Origin of the sequence: Actinomadura sp. RB99 (assembly GCF_014706005.1) — a bacterium.
Lineage (GTDB): Bacteria > Actinomycetota > Actinomycetes > Streptosporangiales > Streptosporangiaceae > Spirillospora.
In genome coordinates, this window is sequence record NZ_JABMCA010000017.1 from 85,769 (window position 1) to 105,580 (window position 19,812).

Annotated in this window: 22 protein-coding genes; 6 read left to right on the forward strand and 16 right to left on the reverse strand. The window is 73.8% G+C overall.

Annotated elements, in window-relative coordinates; genetic code table 11:
- Positions 1-11: 11 nt before the first annotated feature.
- The 5 genes from amrb99_RS17910 to amrb99_RS17930 form a co-directional block, all read right to left on the reverse strand.
- Positions 12-1,007 (reverse strand): dihydroxyacetone kinase subunit DhaK, encoded by a 996-nt coding sequence (locus amrb99_RS17910; RefSeq protein ID WP_190857130.1) that lies wholly within the window; start codon positions 1,005-1,007, stop codon positions 12-14.
- Complete coding sequence (locus amrb99_RS17915; protein WP_190857132.1) at positions 1,004-1,420, reverse strand: hypothetical protein; 417 nt, start codon at positions 1,418-1,420, stop codon at positions 1,004-1,006. Before amrb99_RS17915 ends, amrb99_RS17910 begins: the two co-directional genes overlap by 4 nt.
- Positions 1,421-1,422: 2 nt before the next feature.
- Complete coding sequence (locus amrb99_RS17920) at positions 1,423-1,851, reverse strand: hypothetical protein (protein ID WP_206699987.1); 429 nt, start codon at positions 1,849-1,851, stop codon at positions 1,423-1,425.
- Positions 1,838-2,452: a 3-keto-5-aminohexanoate cleavage protein gene (locus amrb99_RS17925; protein WP_347256732.1), complete on the reverse strand. Its 615-nt coding sequence runs from the start codon at positions 2,450-2,452 to the stop codon at positions 1,838-1,840. The genes amrb99_RS17920 and amrb99_RS17925 overlap by 14 nt, the downstream gene beginning before the upstream one ends.
- Before the next feature lie 265 nt (positions 2,453-2,717).
- Positions 2,718-2,951 (reverse strand): hypothetical protein, encoded by a 234-nt coding sequence (locus amrb99_RS17930; RefSeq protein WP_190857141.1) that lies wholly within the window; start codon positions 2,949-2,951, stop codon positions 2,718-2,720.
- A 173-nt stretch (positions 2,952-3,124) separates the two neighbouring features.
- Here amrb99_RS17930 and amrb99_RS17935 point away from each other — a divergent pair, with 173 nt between their 5' ends.
- From amrb99_RS17935 to amrb99_RS17945, 3 genes are all read left to right on the forward strand, one after another.
- A complete protein-coding gene (locus amrb99_RS17935) occupies positions 3,125-3,439 on the forward strand; it encodes a hypothetical protein (RefSeq protein ID WP_190857143.1) in 315 nt (104 codons plus the stop codon).
- Positions 3,436-5,001: an amidase gene (locus amrb99_RS17940; protein WP_190857145.1), complete on the forward strand. Its 1,566-nt coding sequence runs from the start codon at positions 3,436-3,438 to the stop codon at positions 4,999-5,001. The genes amrb99_RS17935 and amrb99_RS17940 overlap by 4 nt, the downstream gene beginning before the upstream one ends.
- A gap of 207 nt (positions 5,002-5,208) precedes the next feature.
- A complete protein-coding gene (locus amrb99_RS17945) occupies positions 5,209-5,922 on the forward strand; it encodes a class I SAM-dependent methyltransferase (protein ID WP_206699988.1) in 714 nt (237 codons plus the stop codon).
- 247 nt (positions 5,923-6,169) lie between these two features.
- On the opposite strand, the gene amrb99_RS50105 is transcribed toward amrb99_RS17945, so the two are convergent.
- From amrb99_RS50105 to amrb99_RS17965, 4 genes are all read right to left on the reverse strand, one after another.
- On the reverse strand, positions 6,170-6,415 hold the full coding sequence (locus tag amrb99_RS50105; protein WP_206699989.1) for a hypothetical protein: 246 nt from the start codon (positions 6,413-6,415) through the stop codon (positions 6,170-6,172).
- A gap of 43 nt (positions 6,416-6,458) precedes the next feature.
- Positions 6,459-6,872: a hypothetical protein gene (locus amrb99_RS17955; protein ID WP_190857149.1), complete on the reverse strand. Its 414-nt coding sequence runs from the start codon at positions 6,870-6,872 to the stop codon at positions 6,459-6,461.
- 681 nt (positions 6,873-7,553) lie between these two features.
- The gene (locus tag amrb99_RS17960; RefSeq protein ID WP_190857151.1) at positions 7,554-8,396 is read right to left on the reverse strand and encodes an ABC transporter permease; all 843 of its coding nucleotides are present in this window, start codon (positions 8,394-8,396) and stop codon (positions 7,554-7,556) included.
- Complete coding sequence (locus amrb99_RS17965; protein WP_190857154.1) at positions 8,393-9,397, reverse strand: ATP-binding cassette domain-containing protein; 1,005 nt, start codon at positions 9,395-9,397, stop codon at positions 8,393-8,395. Before amrb99_RS17965 ends, amrb99_RS17960 begins: the two co-directional genes overlap by 4 nt.
- Before the next feature lie 223 nt (positions 9,398-9,620).
- Here amrb99_RS17965 and amrb99_RS17970 point away from each other — a divergent pair, with 223 nt between their 5' ends.
- Positions 9,621-10,637 carry an alpha/beta hydrolase gene (locus tag amrb99_RS17970; protein WP_190857156.1) on the forward strand — a complete coding sequence of 339 codons (1,017 nt, stop codon included), beginning with the start codon at positions 9,621-9,623 and terminating at the stop codon, positions 10,635-10,637.
- A 147-nt stretch (positions 10,638-10,784) separates the two neighbouring features.
- On the opposite strand, the gene amrb99_RS17975 is transcribed toward amrb99_RS17970, so the two are convergent.
- Complete coding sequence (locus amrb99_RS17975; protein ID WP_190857158.1) at positions 10,785-11,144, reverse strand: hypothetical protein; 360 nt, start codon at positions 11,142-11,144, stop codon at positions 10,785-10,787.
- Between the two features lie 317 nt (positions 11,145-11,461).
- On the opposite strand from amrb99_RS17975, the gene amrb99_RS17980 reads away from it, so the two are divergent.
- Both amrb99_RS17980 and amrb99_RS17985 read left to right on the forward strand, forming a co-directional pair.
- Entirely contained in the window at positions 11,462-12,337 is an 876-nt protein-coding gene (locus amrb99_RS17980) for an oxygenase MpaB family protein (protein WP_347256727.1), read from the forward strand.
- 17 nt (positions 12,338-12,354) lie between these two features.
- Positions 12,355-13,263 carry a hypothetical protein gene (locus amrb99_RS17985; RefSeq protein WP_190857160.1) on the forward strand — a complete coding sequence of 303 codons (909 nt, stop codon included), beginning with the start codon at positions 12,355-12,357 and terminating at the stop codon, positions 13,261-13,263.
- A 44-nt stretch (positions 13,264-13,307) separates the two neighbouring features.
- Here amrb99_RS17985 and amrb99_RS17990 read toward each other — a convergent pair whose 3' ends face one another.
- The 6 genes from amrb99_RS17990 to amrb99_RS18015 form a co-directional block, all read right to left on the reverse strand.
- The gene (locus amrb99_RS17990; protein WP_190857162.1) at positions 13,308-16,073 is read right to left on the reverse strand and encodes a DEAD/DEAH box helicase; all 2,766 of its coding nucleotides are present in this window, start codon (positions 16,071-16,073) and stop codon (positions 13,308-13,310) included.
- A gap of 108 nt (positions 16,074-16,181) precedes the next feature.
- Positions 16,182-16,994, reverse strand: a complete 813-nt coding sequence (tatC, locus tag amrb99_RS17995) for a twin-arginine translocase subunit TatC (protein ID WP_347256728.1) — start codon at positions 16,992-16,994, stop codon at positions 16,182-16,184.
- Between the two features lie 97 nt (positions 16,995-17,091).
- A complete protein-coding gene (gene tatA / locus amrb99_RS18000; protein WP_190857166.1) occupies positions 17,092-17,448 on the reverse strand; it encodes a Sec-independent protein translocase subunit TatA in 357 nt (118 codons plus the stop codon).
- Positions 17,449-17,472: 24 nt separating this feature from the next.
- Positions 17,473-17,694, reverse strand: coding sequence for a hypothetical protein (locus amrb99_RS18005; RefSeq protein WP_347256729.1), 222 nt, complete (start codon positions 17,692-17,694; stop codon positions 17,473-17,475).
- A 105-nt stretch (positions 17,695-17,799) separates the two neighbouring features.
- Complete coding sequence (locus amrb99_RS18010) at positions 17,800-18,834, reverse strand: WYL domain-containing protein (RefSeq protein ID WP_190857170.1); 1,035 nt, start codon at positions 18,832-18,834, stop codon at positions 17,800-17,802.
- Between the two features lie 8 nt (positions 18,835-18,842).
- Complete coding sequence (locus tag amrb99_RS18015; protein ID WP_190857172.1) at positions 18,843-19,802, reverse strand: WYL domain-containing protein; 960 nt, start codon at positions 19,800-19,802, stop codon at positions 18,843-18,845.
- Positions 19,803-19,812 lie beyond the last annotated feature (10 nt).

The window sequence follows — 19,812 nt, forward strand, 5'->3', positions numbered from 1 at the left end:
TTCTTCCTTTCTCACCAGGTCAGGGCCGGTGTGCGGACCGGCGCGTCCCACAGGTCGGTCAGGTCCGGGGTCAGCGCCGTGAGGGTGACCGAGAACCCGCGCATGTCCAGCGAGGTCACGTACGAGCCGGTGAGGGAGCGCGCCAGGGCGATGCCGTCCCCGGCCAGCACCCGGCGCACCTCGCGCAGCGCGACCCCGAGCTCCATCGCGTGGGTGGCGCCGAGCCCGTTCACGATCGCCGAGACCGCGTCGCCGCGCCGCAGGCCGAGGTGCTCGACCAGCGGGCGGACGAGCGACTCGACCAGTTCGGCGGCGGTCCCGGCGGCGCGGGTGCCGATGCCCCGCTCGCCGTGGATGCCCACGCCGAACTCGATCTCGTCCGGGGCGAGGTCGAAGGAGCGCATCCCGGTCATCGGGTTGGTGCAGGCCTCCAGGGCGAGTCCCAGCGTCGCCGACCGGGCCACCACCTCGCGGCCGAGGTCGCGCACCCGGTCCGCCGGGGCGCCCGCCTCGGCCGCGGCGCCGCAGATCTTCTCGACCGCCAGGACGGCGGCGGTCCCACGCCGGCCCGGGCCGCCGTCGTCCGCCGACGCCGTCGCGAGGTCGTCGTCGACGACCACCACCTCCACCCGGTGCCGGTCGCCGAGCAGGTCCGCCGCGATCCTGAAGTTCAGGACGTCGCCGGTGTAGTTCTTGACGATCAGGACGACGCCCTCGCCGGTGTCGACGGCCCGCGCCGCGTCGCGCACCTGCAGTGCCGTGGGGCTGGTGAAGACCGCGCCGGGCACGGCGGCGTCGAGCATCCCGGTGCCGACCAGGCCGGTATGCAGCGGCTCGTGTCCCGAACCGCCGCCCGACACCAGCGCCACCTTGCCGCGCGCGGGCGTCCGCCGGGTCACGAACAGCGGGTCGTCGTGGACCCGGACGAGTCCGGGGTGGGCCGCCTCCAGCCCCTCCACCGCCTGCCGGACGAAGGTGTCGCGCTCGTTCAGCACGTATCCGCTCATGTGCCCGCCTCCACGATCCGGGCCTGCGCGAAGGCGATCAGGGCCGGCCTCGCCTGGGCTCCGGGCGCGACGCCGGCCGCCTGTGCGGCGGCGTTGACGTGCGAGATGACGCCGTGCTCCCACATGTCGGCGCCGTTGGAGATCTCGGCGGTGTCGTGGCCCACGGTCGCCGCGGGGATGCCGGCCGCGTCGAGGACGGCGAGCCCGGCGATGCCGGCCTCGTCCTTGCCGACTCCGGCGTCGTTGAGCAGGACGAACCCGCAGCGCGCCGCGGCGCCGAAGCGCCCGGACTCCTGGCCGCCGTTGGACGCGGCGACGACGATCGCGCCCGCGTCGCCGTCCTCGACCTGGGACATGCTGTCCATGACGACGACGCGCATCCCGTCCCGCGACCAGACAGTCGCTTGGTACACGGTCAGATCCCTCCTCGGTCGACGAGTGCCACGATCTGGCTCTTGAGCGGGCGGCCGGGGCGGATGCCGAGCAAGCGGGCGCGCTCGTTCACGAAGCTGACGACACCGTTGTCCCAGGTGTCGTGGCCGTCGCCGATCCGCGCGGAGTCGTGCGCGATGCCGACGGCGGCGACGCCCGCCCTGTCCAGGGCCCGCAGCCCGGCGATGCCCGCGGCGTTCTTGCCTTGGCCGGCGTCGTTGCAGGCGACCATGGCGATGCCGTACGACGCGGCGTACTCCCCCGCGCTGATCCCGCCGTGGGAGCCGGTGACGATGACGTCGCCCCGCAATGCGGGCGACCCGAAGGCGATGGAGTCCATCACCCAGACCGTGCGTCCCGCGGACCGGTGGACGGCCGCGGGCGCCGTCGCGTGGCCGTCAACGATGCGCATGCTCGGGCACCCCCAGGATCCGTCGTGCCTCGCCGGCGGTGGCGGGGCGGCGGCCGTGTCGGCGGCCGAGATCGGCGACGCGCGCGACCAGGTCGGCGGTCGTCGGATGGCCGAGGGCGGTGTGCGGGTGGTCGCCGATCCCGACGACCAGGTGCCCGCCCGCGGCGATGACCTCGTCGGCGACGTCCAGGACGTCGCCGCGGTGGCTGGAGACCAGCCATTCGAGCTCCAGGCCGGCGGGCAGGGCGTCCAGGTGGGCGCGCACCCCCGCCGCGGTGGTGGGGTGGGCGGCGACGAACTCCTCGCCGCCCAGCACGAAGGCGACGATGAGCGGCCGGCCGAGCCGTCCGGCGCGCTCGTGCGCGACGATCGCGCGGGTCCAGCTGAGGTTGAACGACGCCAGGTAGGGGCGCAGGCCCAGCCTCGGTGCCCGCTCCAGGAACGCCCGCTGGGTGCGGACGTCGTTGACGAAGACCCGGTCGTCGGAGGCGTAGTCGCCCGCCTCCGGATCGAACAGGTCCATGTTGGCGCAGCCCATGTCCACCGGAAGCAGGTCCGCCGCGGTCTCGGGGTCGGCCTGGTTGGGGGCGATGTTGGACAGGGCCGATCAACGGCATGAACCGCGCCGTCACCTTGCGGACGGCGCGGTGCCCCACGTCCGTCCGCTCCGGGACATCACGCATCCCTTCCACCTCGATTCGCCACCGGGGCACCGACGGGTCGGCGAGCGCCCGGCCCTGCCTGCGTCCCCGTCGGAACGCAGGTCACGCGGAGACGGCGCCACCCGGGGCACCTCTTGGACGGGCACGCGAGGCGGCTGCTCGGCCGCGCGTACGCGACGGTGCGTAACGGCCGGGGTCAGGGCCTTACAGCCGCGGGTCGTCCACCAGCCGGTAGCCGCGGAACCCCTCGCCGTCCGGGACGGCGGTGAACCTCCGGCCGGGCAGCTCGTTGGCGGGCAGCCCGGCGTCACGCGCTATGTCGGCGGCCGGCACCCGCACCGGGTCCCGGTAGTCGTGGTCCGGGGTGACCAGCTCGGCGATGTCGCCGATGTTCAGCAGGACCCGGACGGTGACTCGCTCGGGGGTGGTATCGGCCATGGTGCGTCCTTCTGGTCGCGGTCGTAGGTCTGCGCGGGCGCCCTGGGCTGCCGAGGCCGCCCGCTAAGCCTGGCGTCGTCCCAGGCGTTACGTGGTTACGACACGGGCGAAATATGCCGGAAACGGTCATCCGATTTCCTCACCGCTCATGATCTACAAGCGGAGGAGGGCCGATGGGCCTACCGTCGGATGACGATCTCGATGCCTTCATCACGGCGCGGCTGGCGCTGGCGGGGGTCGATCTGAACCAGCTTCCCGAGTCGCCCGATGCCACGACCGGCGCGCCGTCGCGCGCGCAGGCCATGGAGTACCTGCGGACATTCCTCGCCGGCGCGAAGAGCGGCGGCGCGCGGCCCGGCGGACGGCCCGCCGCGATCGGCGGCTGGCGGCCGCCGGCGGAGGGCCCGGACTCCGCCGCGCTTTCGCAGCAGGCCGATCCGCCGTTGGAGTACCCCTCGATCACCACGGCCTGGACGGCGACCCGATGAGCCGCTCGGTCTCCCGCCGGCTGTTCCTGGCGCGCTCGGGCGCGGTGACCGCCGCCGCGGCTCTGGCGACCGCGCCCGGCGCGGCACCGGCCCTGGCCACCACCCGCCGGCTGACGATCCCCGACGTCCCGGTACGTCCGGAGGCGGCGGCCGATCCCACCGAGGCGACGCTGGCGGAGGCGGCCACGCTGCTCCGCCACCGCAAGATCAGCGCGGTGCGGCTCGTCCAAGCGCACCTGGACCGCATCGCCGCCCACGACGGCACCTACCAGGCGTTCGTCACCGTGACCGGGGAGCAGGCGCTCGCCGCTGCGAAGAGAGCCGATCGGCAGCGCGGCGGCCCGCTTTCCGGCATCCCCCTGTGCATCAAGGACAACTACTTCACCGCCGGGGTCCGGACGACCGCGAACTCGTTCATCTTCGACCAGTTCGTTCCCGGCTATGACGCGACGGGCGTCGCCCGGCTGAAGAACGCCGGCGGGATCGTCATCGGCAAGGGGCAGATGGGGCCGTTGGCCACCACCCGGGCGACGACCCCCGACGGCCGGATCACGACCGTCAACGCCTGGACGCCCACCGACCCGACGGTCGATCCCGGCGGCTCCTCGACCGGCCCCGCCTGCGCCGTGGCCGCGCGGATGGCCACCTCGTCGATCGGCACGCAGACCGGCGGCAGCATCGTGCTGCCATCGAACCAGCAGAACCTGACCGGGCTCAAGCCGACCATGGGCCGCACCTCGATCTACGGCGTCATCCCCCTGTCGTTCACCCGCGACCACAGCGGACCACTCGCCCGCGACGCCCTGGACGCCGCGATCATGATGACGGTGCTCGCCGGGCCCGACCCCCATGACGTGCGAACCCTCGGCCTGCCCGCGGTGCCCGACCTCGTCCGCGCGGCCACGCCCGTGCGCGCCAACGGCAAGGTCCGACTGCGACGCACCACGCGCATCGGCGTCCCCCCGGACTACCTGACCGGAGTGAGCGCACCGGTGCTCGCGCTGCGCAAGAAGTTCCTCGCCACCCTGGAGGCGATCCCGGGCGCCCGGACCGTCCAGGTCTCCTACCCCGACGACTGGTCCCTGCTGACGGGGGCGTTCAACGACGTGCGCCTGTCCGAGCGGACCGAACCGTTCCGGCCCTGGCTGCAGAAGGACCTCAAACTGTTCGGAGTCTCGGTCCTGAGCTGGCTCGGCGGACTGATGCTGTCCGGCGACGAATGGATCACCGGGCAGCGCGCCAAGACCCACCTGCTCCACCAGGTCCTCGACGGGCTGCTGAACGACTGCGATGTCCTCCTGCAGACCGGTCCGGTCCCCTTCGACATCCTCGGGCTTCCCGAGATCGGCTTCCCGATCGGATTCGATTCCGGGGTGCCCGTCGGCACGATCCTCGGTGGCGGCCCGTACGAGGAGGACCGGCTGCTGGAAGTGGTGGCGGCCTACCAGGCCGTCACGGACTGGCACTGGCGCCGGCCCGCCGACCCGCCCCAGTCCAAGCTGAGGACCCTGGCCGCACGACCGCGGATCGACGCCGTCAGCGCCGCCCGGCAGAGCGCCTGAAACAAGCGCCTCCGTAGGACGAGGCCCGGGACCGGCCACGGTTCCGGGCCTGCGCGCAGCGGACCGCCACCACGGTTCCGGACGCCGCTGTCACCGGCCCCACCCACTCACCCACCTCACACCGGCGAGCTGGTCGGCGGCGGATTAGCCGGCCCCCGAGCGGCCGGTTCGTGGCAGAGTTACGGGATGCCTGCCGCGCGGTATGGGATGGATGCGCCCTATGGGTTCGGCTTCGTGGGCCTGGTCGTGCTGGGGTTCTGGGTCACCGGGCTGGTGATGGCGGTCACCGCCGATCTGGCCGCCGCGCTGCCCGCGCTGGTCTCCGGCACCCTGCTGGCGGGATGCCTGACCCTGAGCCTGCACGCCACCCTGCGGGGCAAGTTCCTGGTCTGGCGGGACGTGCTGGACGAGTTGGACCTGCGTGGCGACGAACGGCTGCTCGACCTCGGCTGCGGACGCGGCGCCGTCCTGTTGGCCGCCGCCCGGCGCCTCCCGCAGGGCCGGGCGGTCGGCGTGGACCTGTGGCGCGGACGGGACCAGTCCGGCAACACCCCGGCGGCGACACTGCGCAACGCCCGCGCCGAAGGCGTCGCCGACCGCGTCCGCGTGCAAGGGGGTGACCTGCGCAGACTGCCGTACGCGGAGTCGAGCTTCGACCTGGTCGTGTCCAGCCTGACGGTGCACACCATCTTCGGCGCGGACGCGCGCGCCCGAGCGATCGCCGAGGCGTACCGGGTGCTGCGGCCGGGCGGCCGCCTGCTGATCGCCGACCTGGCGCGGACGCCCCGCGAGTACGCCGCGGTGCTGGGCCGGCTGAACGCCCAGGACATCCGCGTGCGCGGCCTCGGTTGGCGCGCGTGGTGGGGCAGTCCGTGGGTCCCGACCCGCTTGCTCACCGCCCGCAAACCGGCCACCCCCTGAACACACCTACCGGCACGATCCAGGCCCCATGGTCGCCTGGCACCCACGGCTTCGGGGAGGTCGTCCTCCGTCGCGGGCACTCCGAGGTCGTCGTGCGGCCACCTGGGGGCCGACCGCGCGGGGGCGTTCAGGGGATGTAGTAGGCGAACTGCTTGAGCAGCGGCTCGTCGACGCGGTACTCACCGCGCCAGCGGGCGGCGATGGTGAACGCGTCGCCGGGCCCGAAGGTCCAGGTGGTGCCGTCGTCCTAGGTCAGGGTGACGCGGCCTTCGATGATGCGGGTGTACTCGTCGCCGGGGTAGGCCTCGATGTACTCGGCGTACGGCTCGGCGCGCCAGGTGCCGACGGAGAACTTCTCGTCGGCGGAGGCCAGGTGGGTCGGGGCGGTCTCGGCCGGTGCCGCGGTGCGGAGGTTCGCGGGGTTGATGTGGTCGGACGGCTTGAGCAGCGAGTCAACGTCCGGGGTGGTCGGGATCAGGGGAACAGAGGTCACGGCGGTTTCTGTCGTGGGGCGTGTTGGCGCCGAGGGCAGGCTGTCAGCGGGAGGCGAGAATTTCGCGGGCGACGCTGCGGCCAGTGCGCACGGCGCCTTCCATGTGACCGGACAGCCACTGGTCGGACCCGCACACGTAGAACGGCGGCTCGCTCTTGCCGTGCAGAGGTCCTACTCCCATGACGTCGCCGGGGCGCCCACGCGGTGACGTATCCCTGGGTCCACGGGTCGGTGCCCCAACTGCGGGTGTAGGTCTTCGCGGGTGCGGCGGCGTCACCGAACGCGTCGACGACTTCGTCGACGAGTGTCCGGCCAAGGTGCCGGTGCTCTGCGCCCAGACGCCGCCGAGGATGCTGTGCTCCATGTGGGCGACGCCGTTGAGGCCCGCGTCCTCCCAGAAGGAGTGGTCGTAGACGGCGACGAACTTCGCGGCCAGCGCGGACCTCTGGCGTTGCAAAGAGGCGAGCTTGGTGAGCCACCCGGCGCATACGCGACCGCTCGGCAGTCTGAGGAGAACTCAATGATCTTGAGGTCAGGTCCGTTGGCGAGAGATGAGGAGCCGCTCGTAGGAGACGGTGCGACCCCGAGCATCATCCGCGCGGCGGGCGGGGCGAGAGGTGCTGTCGTTCGTGCCGGGCGCTGTTCCGCGCGAACCGCTCCCACCCGCGGCGGCGGGCGAGGATGCCCTCGCCGCTTCGGCTCGTCCGAGCCGGCGGCTCCTGGACGCCGCGCAGGGCTCAGCACCATCTGCCAACGCCATCTGAGCGACGCTGCCGAGCACACAGGGCATCCCGTTCATCGATACCGATGCCGAACCGGTCGGCCACCGCGACTACTGCCCGGGCAGCGTGGTCTTCCGCGACGGGCTCCCGGCGGCCATCCTCGCCGACGCCTTCGGGATGTCCGCCCCGCAGCGCCGTGGCCCTGTGCCTGTGGCCGGGCGAATAATCCATCGAGTCCATCTGACAAGGCGCGCCCGCTACCGGCCGGGATGACGCCGATCGCTGCGTTGACCGCCGTCGCGGGAGCGGCCGGATCTGACCCGGCGATGGCGGGCGGTTGGGTGGGAGAAGGCGGCGTGGTGCCGCGCGGCTCTGGACCCGGGCGGTCGGCCGCCCGGGTCCAGAGCCGCGCGGAGTCAGGCGTCGCGGCGCCTGAGCAGGAACGCCGCGACGGCCATCAGCGCGGCGGTCCAGGCGGCGAACACCCCGTAGCCCTGCCACGGGGTCAGCAGGTCGTCCTTGCCCTGGTGCGCCTGGGCGATCAGGTGGCCCGCCTCGGAGGGCAGGTAGGCGTGCACGTGGTCGCCGATACTGCCGGGCAGCAGTTGGGCCAGCGGCGCGAGCACCAGCACGAACGCGATCACGCCGGTGATTCCGCCGGCGGGGTGCCGGACGATCGCGCCGACCGCGAGCGCGAACAGCCCGAGCATCGCCAGGTAGAGGCCGCCGCCGATGACGGCGCGCAGGACGCCGGGGTCGCCGATCGCCACCGGCGCCTTGCCGTGCAGGATCGCCGCGCCGATGAAGAACGACACGAACGACACCACGAGACCGAAGACCAGCACGATCAGCGCGAACACGGTGGCCTTGGCCCAGAGCATCGGCAGCCGCCGGGGCACCGCGAGCAGGCTGGCGCGGATCATGCCGGTGGAGTACTCGGAGGCGATCACCAGCACGCCGAGGACGCAGACGGTCAGCTGGCTCAGCGAGAAGCCGCTGCCGAGGATGGTGCCGACCGGGTCGGCGACGACCCGCGCGCGGTCGCCGGCGTCGGCCTTGTCCCACTGCCCGACCGTGAGGCCCACGAACAGCGCGGTGAAGCCGAGGTCGAGCACCACCAGCAGGACGAGCGACCACAGCGTGGAGCGCACCGAGCGGATCTTGGTCCATTCGGCGAGCATCAGGCGGCCGAACCCGGGGCGGGCGAACGAGCCGGGGTCGCTCGCGGGCTTGCGGGCGGGCGCGTCGGCGGCGGTCATCGCTTCTCCCCCTGCTCTGCGGGCGCGGTGCCCTCCGCGGGCGCGGCGCCGGCGCCGCCCGGCGGCGACGGCGGCGGGACGGCCGGCGCGTCCGGTCCGGCGGCGGTGCCGTACTCGACGCTGTCGCGGGTCAGTTCCATGAACGCCGCCTCGAGGGAGCCGCGGCGCGGCGTCAGCTCGTGCAGGACGGCGCCCTCGGCGGCGGCCAGCTCCCCGACGCGGGGCGCCTCCATGTGGGTGACGGTGAGGACGGTGTCGCCGTCCGGGGCGACCTTGGCGCCCTCGGCGGCGAGCACGCCGGCGAGCCGGGCCGCGTCCGGGCTGCGGACGATCACCATCTTCTCGGTGCTGCGCTCGATGAACTCCTCGGTGGAGCAGTCGGCGATGAGCCGGCCGCGGCCGATGACGATGAGGTGGTCGGCGGTGACGGCCATCTCGTTCATCAGGTGGCTGGAGACGAACACGGTGCGGCCCTGCGCGGCGAGCCGCTGCATGAGGGTGCGGATCCAGACGATGCCCTCGGGGTCCAGGCCGTTGACGGGCTCGTCCAGGATCAGCACGGACGGGTCGCCGAGGAGCGCGGCCGCGATCCCGAGCCGCTGCCCCATGCCGAGGGAGAACCCGCCGGCGCGCTTGCGGGCGACGTCGGTGAGGCCGACGAGGTCGGCGACCTCGTCGACGCGGCGGCGCCCGATGCCCTGCGTCTGCGCCAGGCACAGCAGGTGGTTGTAGGCGCTTCGGCCGGTGTGCACGGCGCGGGCCTCCAGCAGCGCGCCGACCACCCGCATCGGGGCGGGGAGGTCGCGGTAGTGGCGGCCGGCGATGCGGGCGTCGCCGCGGGTGGGCCGGTCCAGGCCGAGCAGCAGCCGCATGGTCGTCGACTTCCCGGCGCCGTTGGGGCCGAGGAATCCCGTCACCCGTCCGGGGACGACGGTGAAGGACAGGTCGTCCACGGCGGTCTTGTCGCCGTAGCGCTTGGTGAGGTGCTCCGCCTCGATCATGCGCGCGTCCCGGGGGTCGGTTCCAGTGATCGGGATCACACTAGCGCGGGCGACGGCCCGCGCGGATCCTCCCGTGAGCCGATGCGCCTCCACCCCTGGTAGGGCATCGGAGGCGGCGGGCGGGGCCCGCGTACCGCGCGGGGAGCAGCCGTGGTCACTCCCGGCGCCGGACGCCTGAGCGGGCCCGTTCCGGGGAGGATGATCAGGACCCCCTGGAGGAGTGATGACCGCTGTGACCGATCCGCCCGCGCCGCCGCCCGGCGCGTCCGCCGCGCCGGCGCCGGAGCCCGCCGGGCGCCGCCGTCCGCGGCTGCGCAGGTGGGGACGGCGGCTGCTGATCGCCGCGGTGGTGCTGCTGGCGGCGGTCACCCTGCTCTCCTTCGCCTACAACGCGGCGACGGCGGGCCGGGCGAAGCCCCCGGCCGGAGCGCTGTTCACCGAGGCGGACGGGGTCCGGACCCGCTACCGGGCATGGGGGACGAGCGGGACGCCGGTGGTGCTGGTGCACGGCGCGTTCGAGTCCGCCGACACGTGGGCGTCGGCCGCGCCGCTGCTGGCCGCCCGGCACCGCGTGTACGCGCTGGACCTGACCGGCTGGGGGTACAGCGAGCGGCGCGGCCCGTTCGACGCCGCGCGCCAGGCCGCCCAGCTGCTCGGCTTCCTGGACGCGATGCACCTGGACCGGGCGACGCTGGTGGGGCACTCCAGCGGCGCCGGGGTGATCGCGGCGGCGGCGCTGCGGGAGCCGGGGCGGGTGGCCGGGCTGGTGTTCCTGGACGGCGACGCCCTCGACACCGGCGCCGGCTCCGGCTCCGACAAGCTGCGGTTCGTGCTGCGCGACCCGTACCGGACGACGGTGACCCGGCTGGTCGTCCGGTCGGACTGGGCGATCCGGACGCTCTACCGGGCGCAGTGCGGGCCGTCCTGTCCGCGCCTGGACGAGGCGGGCGTGGAGCAGTGGCGGCGCCCGTTCCAGATGCCGGGCGCGGAGGACGCGCTGTGGAACATGCAGGCGGTGGTGGGGCTTCCCGCGGGGCGGGTGGCGGAACTGAGCCGGGTGCGGGTGCCGAAGGCGGTGGTGTTCGGGGCGGACGACGACGTGTTCTCGCGCCGGTCGCCGTTCGAGACGGCGCGGCGGATCGGCGCCCCCTCCCCCGTGATCATCCCGGGCGCACACCATCTGTCGCTGGTGTCGCATCCCCGGCAGGTGGCGGACGCGATCCTGGCGACGGCGCCCTGACCCCGGGAACGCCCGAGACGGCATCCGGCACGGCGGGTGTTCGACACGGCGGCGTCCGGCACGTCCCGGCACGGTGGCGTCCCGACACGGCGGCGCCCTCCCCGCGGGGCGTGCGGGGAGGGCGCCGGGCCGTGGCGGTCTCGGGGGTCAGGCGGCGACGCCGTCGGCGGCGTTGATGTCCTTGTGGAACCGCTTGTGCACGTAGAGGCGCTCGCCGAGCGAGTCGCAGCGCCACCACAGGCCGGAGGGCGGGCCGATCCGGGTGTGGCGGGGAAGCTCGCGCAGCACCTCGTTGACCGGCGTCATGCGCAGCCGCCCGGACCGGCACACCAGGATGCGCCGGTCGGTGACCACCACGACCCGGTAGGCGTTGGTGAACAGGATGATCCAGTACGACAGCAGGGCGAAGTACTGGCTGGTCGTCTGCGCTCCGAAGACGGCCTGGACGTTCTCGCCCGGCTGCAGGACGTGGGCCGCGTTGGCGCGCATCTTGTCGCGGATGGCCACGGGTGGGGACCTTTCTCGCGGAGCGCGTGGGCGGCCCGGCGGCCGCCGTCACGGCGCCGCACCGGCGGTCCCACTGCCCTCGGGGGTTGTCAGAGGCCTTGATTGTGCCACCACCGCCCCGACGTAGTGCGTCTTTTCGTGTCTTGACGCAATTTGCAACGACGAATCCATACAGGTCGGCCGGGCAGACGCGCCGGACCGGCGGCGGCGACCCGCGGCGGCCGCCGCCACCTGCGCCGCGACCGGTTTTATTGACGCCCTGCCAATAATTGCGGGAGGATGACGGGAGGAACAGGCCGCCGACCCCGGGAGGCCCCGTGACCACCCCCCGCGCCTCGTCCGCGCCGGTGCCCTCCGGCGGCCTGCTCGCCGAGCGGCTCGCCGACCGGGACGTGCTGCGCACCCTCGCCGCCGAGCCGCTGGTCGGCCTCGGCGCCGGCCGCGCCCTGCTCATGCAGCTGGCGCACCCGGCGGTCGCGCGGGGCGTCGCCGAGCACAGCGACTTCGCCGAGCGGCCCCTCGCCCGCCTGTTCGGCACCCTGGACTTCCTGCTCGTCACCACGTTCGGGACGCCCGAGCAGGTCGGGCGGATCGCCGCGAAGGTCCGCGGCGTCCACACCGCCGTCCGCGGCGAGGGCTACTCCGGCAACGACCCGGACCTGCAGCTGTGGGTGAACGCCACCCTCATCGACTCCGCCCTGTACATCTACGAGCACGTCATGCGGCCCGGCGACGGCGAGCCCGACCTCGCCGAGGAGTACTACCGGCAGGCGCGGATCGTCGCGGAGGTCCTCGGCTGCCCCCTGGACGCCCAGCCGCCCGACCTGGCGGCGTTCCGCGCCTACATGGCCGAGACGGTGGCGTCGCTGGAGGTCACCGACACCGCCCGCGAAGTCGCCGCCGCCGTGCTGTACCCGCGCAAACTGCGCGCCCTCGCGCCCGCGCTCGCGGTGTTCCGCCTCGTCACGACCGCGCTGCTGCCGGAGGCGCTGCGCGACCAGTACGGGCTGCCCTGGACCCACAACCGGCGCCGCGCCGCCGACCTGGTGCTGCGCACCGCCACCGACCTGCACCACCTCACCCCGGCGTTCCTGCGGCGCCCGCCGCGGCCGCTGCTGGTCCGGCTGGCCCGGCACCGCGTCGACCGCACCCTCGCCAGCCGCCGCGACCGCCGCCGGCGCGGCCGCCGCTGACCCTCCGGAGACCGCCGATGCTGGGCATCTACGCCGACCTGCCCTGGTCCTACGCGGCGGGCGCCGGCATCGCGCTGGCCGCCGCGCACCAGCTCCGCGGCGCCCGCCGCGCGACCGCGGCCGCCTCACCGTACGCCCCGGACGCACCGGCCGGGGACGCCGCCGAGCCGGTGCCGGGCCGGGCGCCGCGCGTCGAGGGCGCCACCGGAGGCCGCCACTTCGCCCTCGCGATGGCCTACAGCCTGCTGATCTTCGTCCCGACGAGCCTGTTCGTCACGGCGACGCACCCGCAGTGGGCGACGCTGCAGCAGGCCTCGCACCTCTCGCACGGCGCCCTGACGGCCCTGGCCGCCGGCGAGGCCGCGCTGACCGCCGCCGGCTTCCTGATCACCCGCGGCCTCCTGGTCGCCGGGCGGATCCGGTGGGCGGCCTGCCAGGTGATCCTGGCGAACCTGCTGATGTTCCTGGCGGTCGTGCACGGCCCGGACGGCGACGGCTGGAAGCGGTTCCTGTCCACCGACCGGGCCGACTACCGGGCGTTCCCGCCGTTCCTGAACACCCGGGACCTCGGCGCGATCAGCGGCCACGTCGCGGACTTCCTCACCTCCGGCCTCGCCGCCGCCCTCTACGTCACCGGCGCCCTCGCGCTCGGCGCGCTCGGCCTGATCATGGGCGTGCTGCACCAGTTCGGGCTGACCGACGCCGGCGCCGACGGCCCCGGCCCGCTGCGCGCCGCGCTCGTCGCCGGGTTCGTCGGCGGCGGCGCGGCGATCGTCGCGGTGCTGACGTCGGCGCTGGTCGACGGGCTCGGCTGGGTCGCGCTCGCCGCGATCGTCCCCGTCCTCTGGGTCGCGATCATCGCGCGGGGCGCGTTCGCCACCGTCGTGGCCGCCGACCTCGCGCTCCCCGCCGAGCAGGACGCCTGACCCGCCGCCTCCCGATCAGCCGCCCCTGATCAGCCGCGCCCCGATCAGCCGACGGAGGTGTACGCGACGACGCCGCGGCGCATCGCGTCCATCGCGCGGCGCGCCGTCTTGCGCAGGTGCGAGTTCTCCGGCGCGGCGTCGACGACCTGCCCGAGCAGGTCCAGCAGCTGCTTGACCGCGCGGACGAAGTCGCCGGCGGTCAGGTCGCTCTCCAGCAGCACCTCGTCGAGCTCGTCGCCCTTCGCCCACCGGTACGCCGTCCACGCGAACCCCAGGTCCGGCTCGCGCAGGAACGACACCCGGTTGTCGCGCTCGACGGCCTCCAGCTCGCCCCACAGCCGCACCATCGCCGCCAGTGCGTCCTGCGACGGGCCCGTCGGGGTGCGCGGCGGCGCCGCGTCGTCGGGCTGCCGCGACTCGTACACCAGCGCCGACACGCACGCGGCCAGCTCGGCGTGGTCGAGCTTGTCCCACAGCCCGGCGCGCAGGCTCTCCGCGGTCAGCAGGTCCAGCTCGTTGTAGATCCGACCGAGGCGGCGGCCCTCGGCGGTGACGTCGTCGCCGTCGAGGTAGCCGAGCTGCTGCAGGACGGCGCAGACCCGGTCGAACGTCCGGGCGATCACCTGGGAGCGGCCCTCGACGCGGCGCCGCAGCTGCTCGGTCTCCCGGTCGAGGCGGTGGTACCGCTCGGCCCAGCGGGCGTGGTCCTCGCGCTTGTCGCAGCCGTGCACGGGATGGGCGCGCAGGTCGGCGCGCAGCCGGGCGATCTCGGCGTCGTCGGCGGCGGCGTCGCCGCGGGTGCGGCGCCGCTCCCGCACGTCGTCGGGCACCTTGTTGCGCAGCGTGGACGCCAGGTCGCGGCGGTCCTGCGGGTTGCGGGGGCTGAACGACTTCGGGATGCGGATCCGGTCGACGGGCTCCACCGCCCGCGGGAAGTCCTGGATGGACAGCCGCTGCACCGACCGGTTCACCGTCAGCACCAGCGGCGCGGGCCCGTCGGAGCGGCGCCCCACGCCCGGGTCCAGGACGACGGCGAGGCCCGACCGCCGCCCCGACGGCACCAGGATCACGTCGCCGGGCCGCAGGTGCTCCAGCGACTTCGCGGCCTCCGCGCGCCGCGCCGACGACCGCTCCCGGGACAGCTCCGCCTCCCGGTCCGACAGCCGCCGCCGCATCGCCGCGTACTCCATGAAGTCGCCGAGATGGCATTCGGCGGCCTTGGCGTACCCCTCCAGCGCCTCCTCGTTCTTGCGGACCTGCCGCGCCAGGCCCACCACGGCCCGGTCGGCCTGGAACTGCGCGAACGACTCCTCCAGCAGCGTCCGGGCCCGCTCGATCCCGACCGCGCCGACCAGGTTCACCGCCATGTTGTACGACGGCCGGAAGCTGGAGTTCAGCGGGTAGGTGCGGGTGCCGGCGAGGCCCGCGACCGACGCCGGCTCCACGCTCGGGCCCCACACCACCACGGCGTGGCCCTCCACGTCGATGCCGCGGCGCCCGGCCCGGCCCGTCAGCTGCGTGTACTCCCCCGGCGTCAGGTCGACGTGGGCCTCGCCGTTCCACTTGTCGAGCTTCTCGATCACCACGGTGCGGGCCGGCATGTTGATGCCGAGCGCGAGCGTCTCCGTCGCGAACACCGCCTTGATCAGCCCGCGGGTGAACAGCTCCTCGACGATCTCCTTGAACGTCGGCAGCATCCCCGCGTGGTGCGCGGCGACGCCCCGCTGCAGCGCCTCCAGGAAGTCGCCGTAGCCGAGGATCCGCAGGTCCTCCGGCGAGATGTCGGAGGTGCGCAGCTCCACGTGCGCGCGGATCTCCTCGGCCTCCTCCTTGGAGGTCAGCCGGATCCCCGCGTGCAGGCACTGCAGCACCGCCGCGTCGCAGCCGGCGCGGCTGAAGATGAACGTGATCGCCGGCAGCAGCCCCGCCCGGTCCAGCCGCTCGATCACGTCGGGGCGGGCCGGCGGCCGGAACCGCTGCGGGCGCGGCGCCCGGCGGCGGCCGGTGCGGCGCCCCTGGTTGACCTTGGCGCGCCGGACCTCCTCCACCGCCATCCGCGTCAGCTGCGGGTTCAGCCGGGCCTGCCGGTCCTTGCCCTTGCCGGTGTCGACGAACAGGTCGTACAGCCGCGTCCCCACCAGCATGTGCTGGAACAGCGGGACGGGCCGGTGCTCGTCCACGATCACCGCGGTGTCGCCGCGGACCTCGTGCAGCCACTCGCCGAACTCCTCGGCGTTGGACACCGTCGCCGACAGCGCCACGATCCGCACCGAGTCCGGAACGTGGATGATCACCTCTTCCCAGACGGCGCCGCGGAACCGGTCGGCGAGGTAGTGCACCTCATCCATCACCACGAACGCCAGCCCCGCCAGGGTCGGCGACTGCGCGTACAGCATGTTCCGCAGCACCTCCGTGGTCATCACCACGATCGGCGCCTCGCCGTTGACGCTGTTGTCGCCGGTGAGCAGCCCCACCTTCTCCGGGCCGTAGCGGCGGACGAGGTCGGCGTACTTCTGGTTCGACAGCGCCTTGATCGGCGTGGTGTAGAAGCACTTGGTGCCGCCGGTGAGCGCCAGGTGGACCGCGAACTCCCCGACGACGGTCTTGCCGGAACCGGTGGGCGCCGCGACCAGCACGCCGCTGCCGCCCTCCAGCGCCCGGCACGCCTCGATCTGGAACGCGTCCAGCTCGAAGTCGTACAGGGTGCGGAAGTCCAGCAGGGCAGGGCCGTTCCCTGCGGTGCGCGCGCGGTAGGCCGCGTACCGCCCGGCCGGGCTGTCCGCGGCCTGCGCGGTGTCGGGGGAGGTCATGACATCGAGCCTACGGTTTCGACCGGCCCGTTTCCCAATTCGGGACGCCTTTTCCCACGCGTCCCTCGAAGACGCACGCGCAACGGGCCGCGCAGGGCCGGGAGACGGTCAGCGGGCGCGGCCGCCGCCCTCCAACTCCGCGTCGATCGCCTCCAGGTCCAGCGGCGACGCCTCGTCGTCGGACAGCTCCGCGTCGGGATCGGGCCTGCGGACCTTGCGGCGGTCGTGGAAGAACGCCAGCACCTCGGCGATCTCGAACAGCACCACCGTCGGCACCGCCAGCGCCAGCATCGTGAACGGGTCCTGGCTGGGCGTGGCGACCGCCGCGAACACGAACACCCCGAACACGATCAGCCGCCGCGACTTGCGGATCCGCTCGTGGGTGAGGACCCCGGCCAGGTTCAGCATCACCACGAACAGCGGCAGCTCGAACGTCAGACCGAAGATCAGCAGCATCGCCTGGGCGTACCCCAGGTAGTCCTGGATGCCGACCAGCACCTTGGTGTCGCCCGGTGCGAGCCCGATGAAGATCTTCAGGCCCTTGTCCATCGTCAGGTACGCCAGCGCGGCGCCCGCGAGGAACAGCGGGACCGCAGCGCCCATGAACGTGTACGTCCAGCGGCGCTCCCGCTTGTACAGCCCCGGCGCCACGAACGCCCAGATCTGGTACAGCCAGATCGGCGACGACAGCACCGCGCCGACGATCAGCGCGACCTTCAGGTGCACGAAGAACCCGTCGAAGATCCCGTGGACCACCAGGTCGCACTCGCCGCCCAGGCAGTGCTCCTGCGGGATCCGCGTGTAGGGCTTCTGCAGGAACTTCCAGATCGGGTCGAACAGCAGCCACGCGACGATCCCCCCGGCGACGAGCCCGAGAATCGCCTTGATCAACCGGTTGCGCAGCTCACGCAGGTGTTCCATGAGCGGCATGCGGCCGTCGGGCGCGGTGTTCTGCCTGGGCTTCATGACGGGCTTTCGGGCTCGGTTCGGCTGGGGGTGTGCGACCTGGTCGGGCTGGTCAGCCCTGGCGCATCCGGCCCGGGTCCGACACCGGCACGCCCTCGATCGGCTCACCGGACGCCAGCGCGCCCCGGCTGCGCTGCCCGCCCTCGGCGGCGGCCGCCTCGCGCTCCAGCCGCGCCGCCTCCTCGCGCAGCCGCGCCGCCTTGTCCCGCGCCTCCGACGACGGCTCGGCGGCGGCCGGGGCGTCCTTGGCGTCCTCGGAACCGTCGTCGTGCAGGCCCTTGGTCTCGGCCTTCAGGATCCGCGCCGACTTGCCCAGCGACCGGGCGAGCTGGGGGAGCTTCGCCGATCCGAACAGCAGCAGTACGACCACCAGAATGATCAGAATCTCGGGCGTACCCAGTCCAGCCATGACAATCCTCTTCAGCAGGGGTCCTCAGGACGATCGTACGCCGTCCTGGGGCGCTTGTGGCACTCGTGCGTCCTGGAGTTCGGACAGTTCATCGCGCAACGCCGACTGTTTGGGCGCCAGCCGCCGCCTGGTGCGCTCCAGTTCACGCCCGAACCGCCGAACGCCCAGGTACACGCGGAACGCGCACCAGGCGAGCACGGCCAGGCCGACGAAGCCCAGCGACACCGACACTCCAACCCACGACACGCCCGCCACGGTAGCCGATCTCCCGGCGCGGCGCCCCACCGGCACGGCCCGAGCGCGCCATCGCCCGCACCCGCCGAGGCCCGGGGCTCGCGGAAGCGCGGACGGTCACGCCATCCCGTACAGCGCCAGCGCGCGGGACGCGTCGTCGCGGACGTCCTCGGCCAGCGCCTCCGGCGACACCACCCGGCCCTGGTCGCCCAGCCGCAGCGCAAGACCCCGCACCCACCGCGTGTCCGGCGTGCGCAGCACCACCCGCAGCCGCCCCTCCCCGAGCTCCTCCACGCTCTCGCACGGGTAGTAGTCGGCCACCCACCGGCCGCGCGCCGTCAGCTCCAGCGTCACCGCCACGTCCTGCGGCGACGGCCGGAACAGCCCGGCGTCCACGTCGATCGGCTCCGCCTCCTCGGGCACCTCCGCCGGCACGTCCAGCACCGTCAGATCGAAGATCCGGTCCAGCTTGAACAGCCGCACCGCCTCCGCGCGGCGGCACCACCCCTCCAGGTAGGTGTTGCCCTCCACCACCAGCAGCCGCATCGGGTCCACGTCCCGCTCGGTGTTCTCGTCCCGCGCCGGCACGTAGTACCGCAGATGGACGCGGCGGCCCTGCGCGATCGCGTCCCGCAGCGTCCCGAGGCCCGTGCGCGCCGAGTCCGCCGACCCGCCCCGCGCGTCGACCTCCACGGCCACCTTGCTCGACACCGCCGCCGCGGCGCCCGCCGCCGACTCCAGCTTCGCGATCACCCGCGACAGCGCGTCCCGGTCGTGCAGGTCCGGAATGCCCGCCAGCATCCGCAGCGCCACCAGCAGCGCCGACGCCTCGTCCACCTTCAGCCGCAGCGGCCGCGCGATCGACTCCGCCTCCGCCACCGTGATCTCCCCGCCCTCGTAGGACAGGTCGATCGGGCAGTACGGGTCCGGCGCGCGCAGCTCCACGCACCACAGCAGGTTCAGGTCGTCGATCAGCTGCTTCTCGGTCACCCCGAACGCCGCCGCCGCCTCGCCGAGCAGCACCGAGTCCCGGTTCACCACGTACGGCACCAGCGCCAGCAGCCGCGCCAGCCGGTCCGTCGACGTCGTCGCCGGCGCCTTCGCGGCCTTCACCGCCGCCTTCACCGGCGCCTTGCCCGTCCTCGCGTTCATCGCCCCGCTCACCCCAGCACCGACTTCAGCTGCTGGATGACCGCCTCCCGCAGGTCCGGCGGATCCAGCACCACCACGTCATCGGCGAACCGCGCCAGGTACGGCGCGAACCGCTCCACGTCACGGAAGGTCAGGACGGCCTCGTCCCACTCCCCGTCCCCCACCGGGCGCACGTCCCGCGCCCACCGCCGCGGCCCCTGCGCCGCGCCGGCCCGCAGCCGCACCGTCGCCGGCCGCGGCTCGGTCACCGGGTCGCCCCAGTCGAACGCGATCTTCCGCACGTCCACCCCGTCCGGGACGGTCACCGACCCGTCCGGCCCGTCCGGCGCCACCTCGCCGACGATGCGGCTCAGCCGGAACACCCGCTCCTCGTCGCGGTCCCGGTCGAACCCCACCACGTACCAGCGGCCCCGCCGCGACACCACGCCCCACGGCTCCAGGTGCCGCCGCGCCACCGACGTCCGGCCGATCCCCTGGTAGTCGAACGCCACCGGACGGCCGTCGCGGACCGCCTCCCACAGCGCCGGGAACGCCGGATCGCCGGTGTTCACCCGCGGCTCCACCCCCACCGCCGTGGCCACGTCCGTCTCCACCCCGGCCGCCCGCAGCTTCAGCAGGGCACCGGAGGCGGCCTCCGCCATGCTCGCGCGCTGCCACACCCGCGCCGCCAGCCCCAGCACCGCCGCCTCGTCCGGCGTCAGATGGATGTCGGGCAGCTCGTAGGCCTGCGGCGGGATCCGGTACCCGATCTCCTCGCCGCCGCCGCCCTGCTGGTCGCTGCCCACCTCCAGCGGCACGCCCAGCTCGCGCAACTCCTCCTTGTCGCGCTCGAACATCCGCTTGAACGCCTCGTCGGAGTCCGGGTAGCCCGGCACCGCCCGCCGGATCTGCTCGGCGGTCAGATAGCGCCGGGTGGCGAGCAGGCAGACCACCAGATTCAGCAGGCGCTCGGTCTTGCGCCGCGACACTTCGCCACCA

What these genes read in the sequence shown, in the direction of transcription:
- amrb99_RS17910 (WP_190857130.1), bottom strand. Translation starts at nt 1,007, where the DNA reads ATGAGCGGATACGTGCTGAACGAGCGCGACACCTTCGTCCGGCAGGCG.
- amrb99_RS17920 (WP_206699987.1), bottom strand. Translation starts at nt 1,851, where the DNA reads ATGCGCATCGTTGACGGCCACGCGACGGCGCCCGCGGCCGTCCACCGG.
- amrb99_RS17930 (WP_190857141.1), bottom strand. Translation starts at nt 2,951, where the DNA reads ATGGCCGATACCACCCCCGAGCGAGTCACCGTCCGGGTCCTGCTGAAC.
- amrb99_RS17935 (WP_190857143.1), top strand. Translation starts at nt 3,125, where the DNA reads ATGGGCCTACCGTCGGATGACGATCTCGATGCCTTCATCACGGCGCGG.
- amrb99_RS17940 (WP_190857145.1), top strand. Translation starts at nt 3,436, where the DNA reads ATGAGCCGCTCGGTCTCCCGCCGGCTGTTCCTGGCGCGCTCGGGCGCG.
- amrb99_RS17945 (WP_206699988.1), top strand. Translation starts at nt 5,209, where the DNA reads ATGGATGCGCCCTATGGGTTCGGCTTCGTGGGCCTGGTCGTGCTGGGG.
- amrb99_RS17960 (WP_190857151.1), bottom strand. Translation starts at nt 8,396, where the DNA reads ATGACCGCCGCCGACGCGCCCGCCCGCAAGCCCGCGAGCGACCCCGGC.
- amrb99_RS17965 (WP_190857154.1), bottom strand. Translation starts at nt 9,397, where the DNA reads ATGATCGAGGCGGAGCACCTCACCAAGCGCTACGGCGACAAGACCGCC.
- amrb99_RS17970 (WP_190857156.1), top strand. Translation starts at nt 9,621, where the DNA reads ATGACCGCTGTGACCGATCCGCCCGCGCCGCCGCCCGGCGCGTCCGCC.
- amrb99_RS17985 (WP_190857160.1), top strand. Translation starts at nt 12,355, where the DNA reads ATGCTGGGCATCTACGCCGACCTGCCCTGGTCCTACGCGGCGGGCGCC.
- amrb99_RS17990 (WP_190857162.1), bottom strand. Translation starts at nt 16,073, where the DNA reads ATGACCTCCCCCGACACCGCGCAGGCCGCGGACAGCCCGGCCGGGCGG.
- tatC (WP_347256728.1), bottom strand. Translation starts at nt 16,994, where the DNA reads ATGGAACACCTGCGTGAGCTGCGCAACCGGTTGATCAAGGCGATTCTC.
- tatA (WP_190857166.1), bottom strand. Translation starts at nt 17,448, where the DNA reads ATGGCTGGACTGGGTACGCCCGAGATTCTGATCATTCTGGTGGTCGTA.
- amrb99_RS18010 (WP_190857170.1), bottom strand. Translation starts at nt 18,834, where the DNA reads ATGAACGCGAGGACGGGCAAGGCGCCGGTGAAGGCGGCGGTGAAGGCC.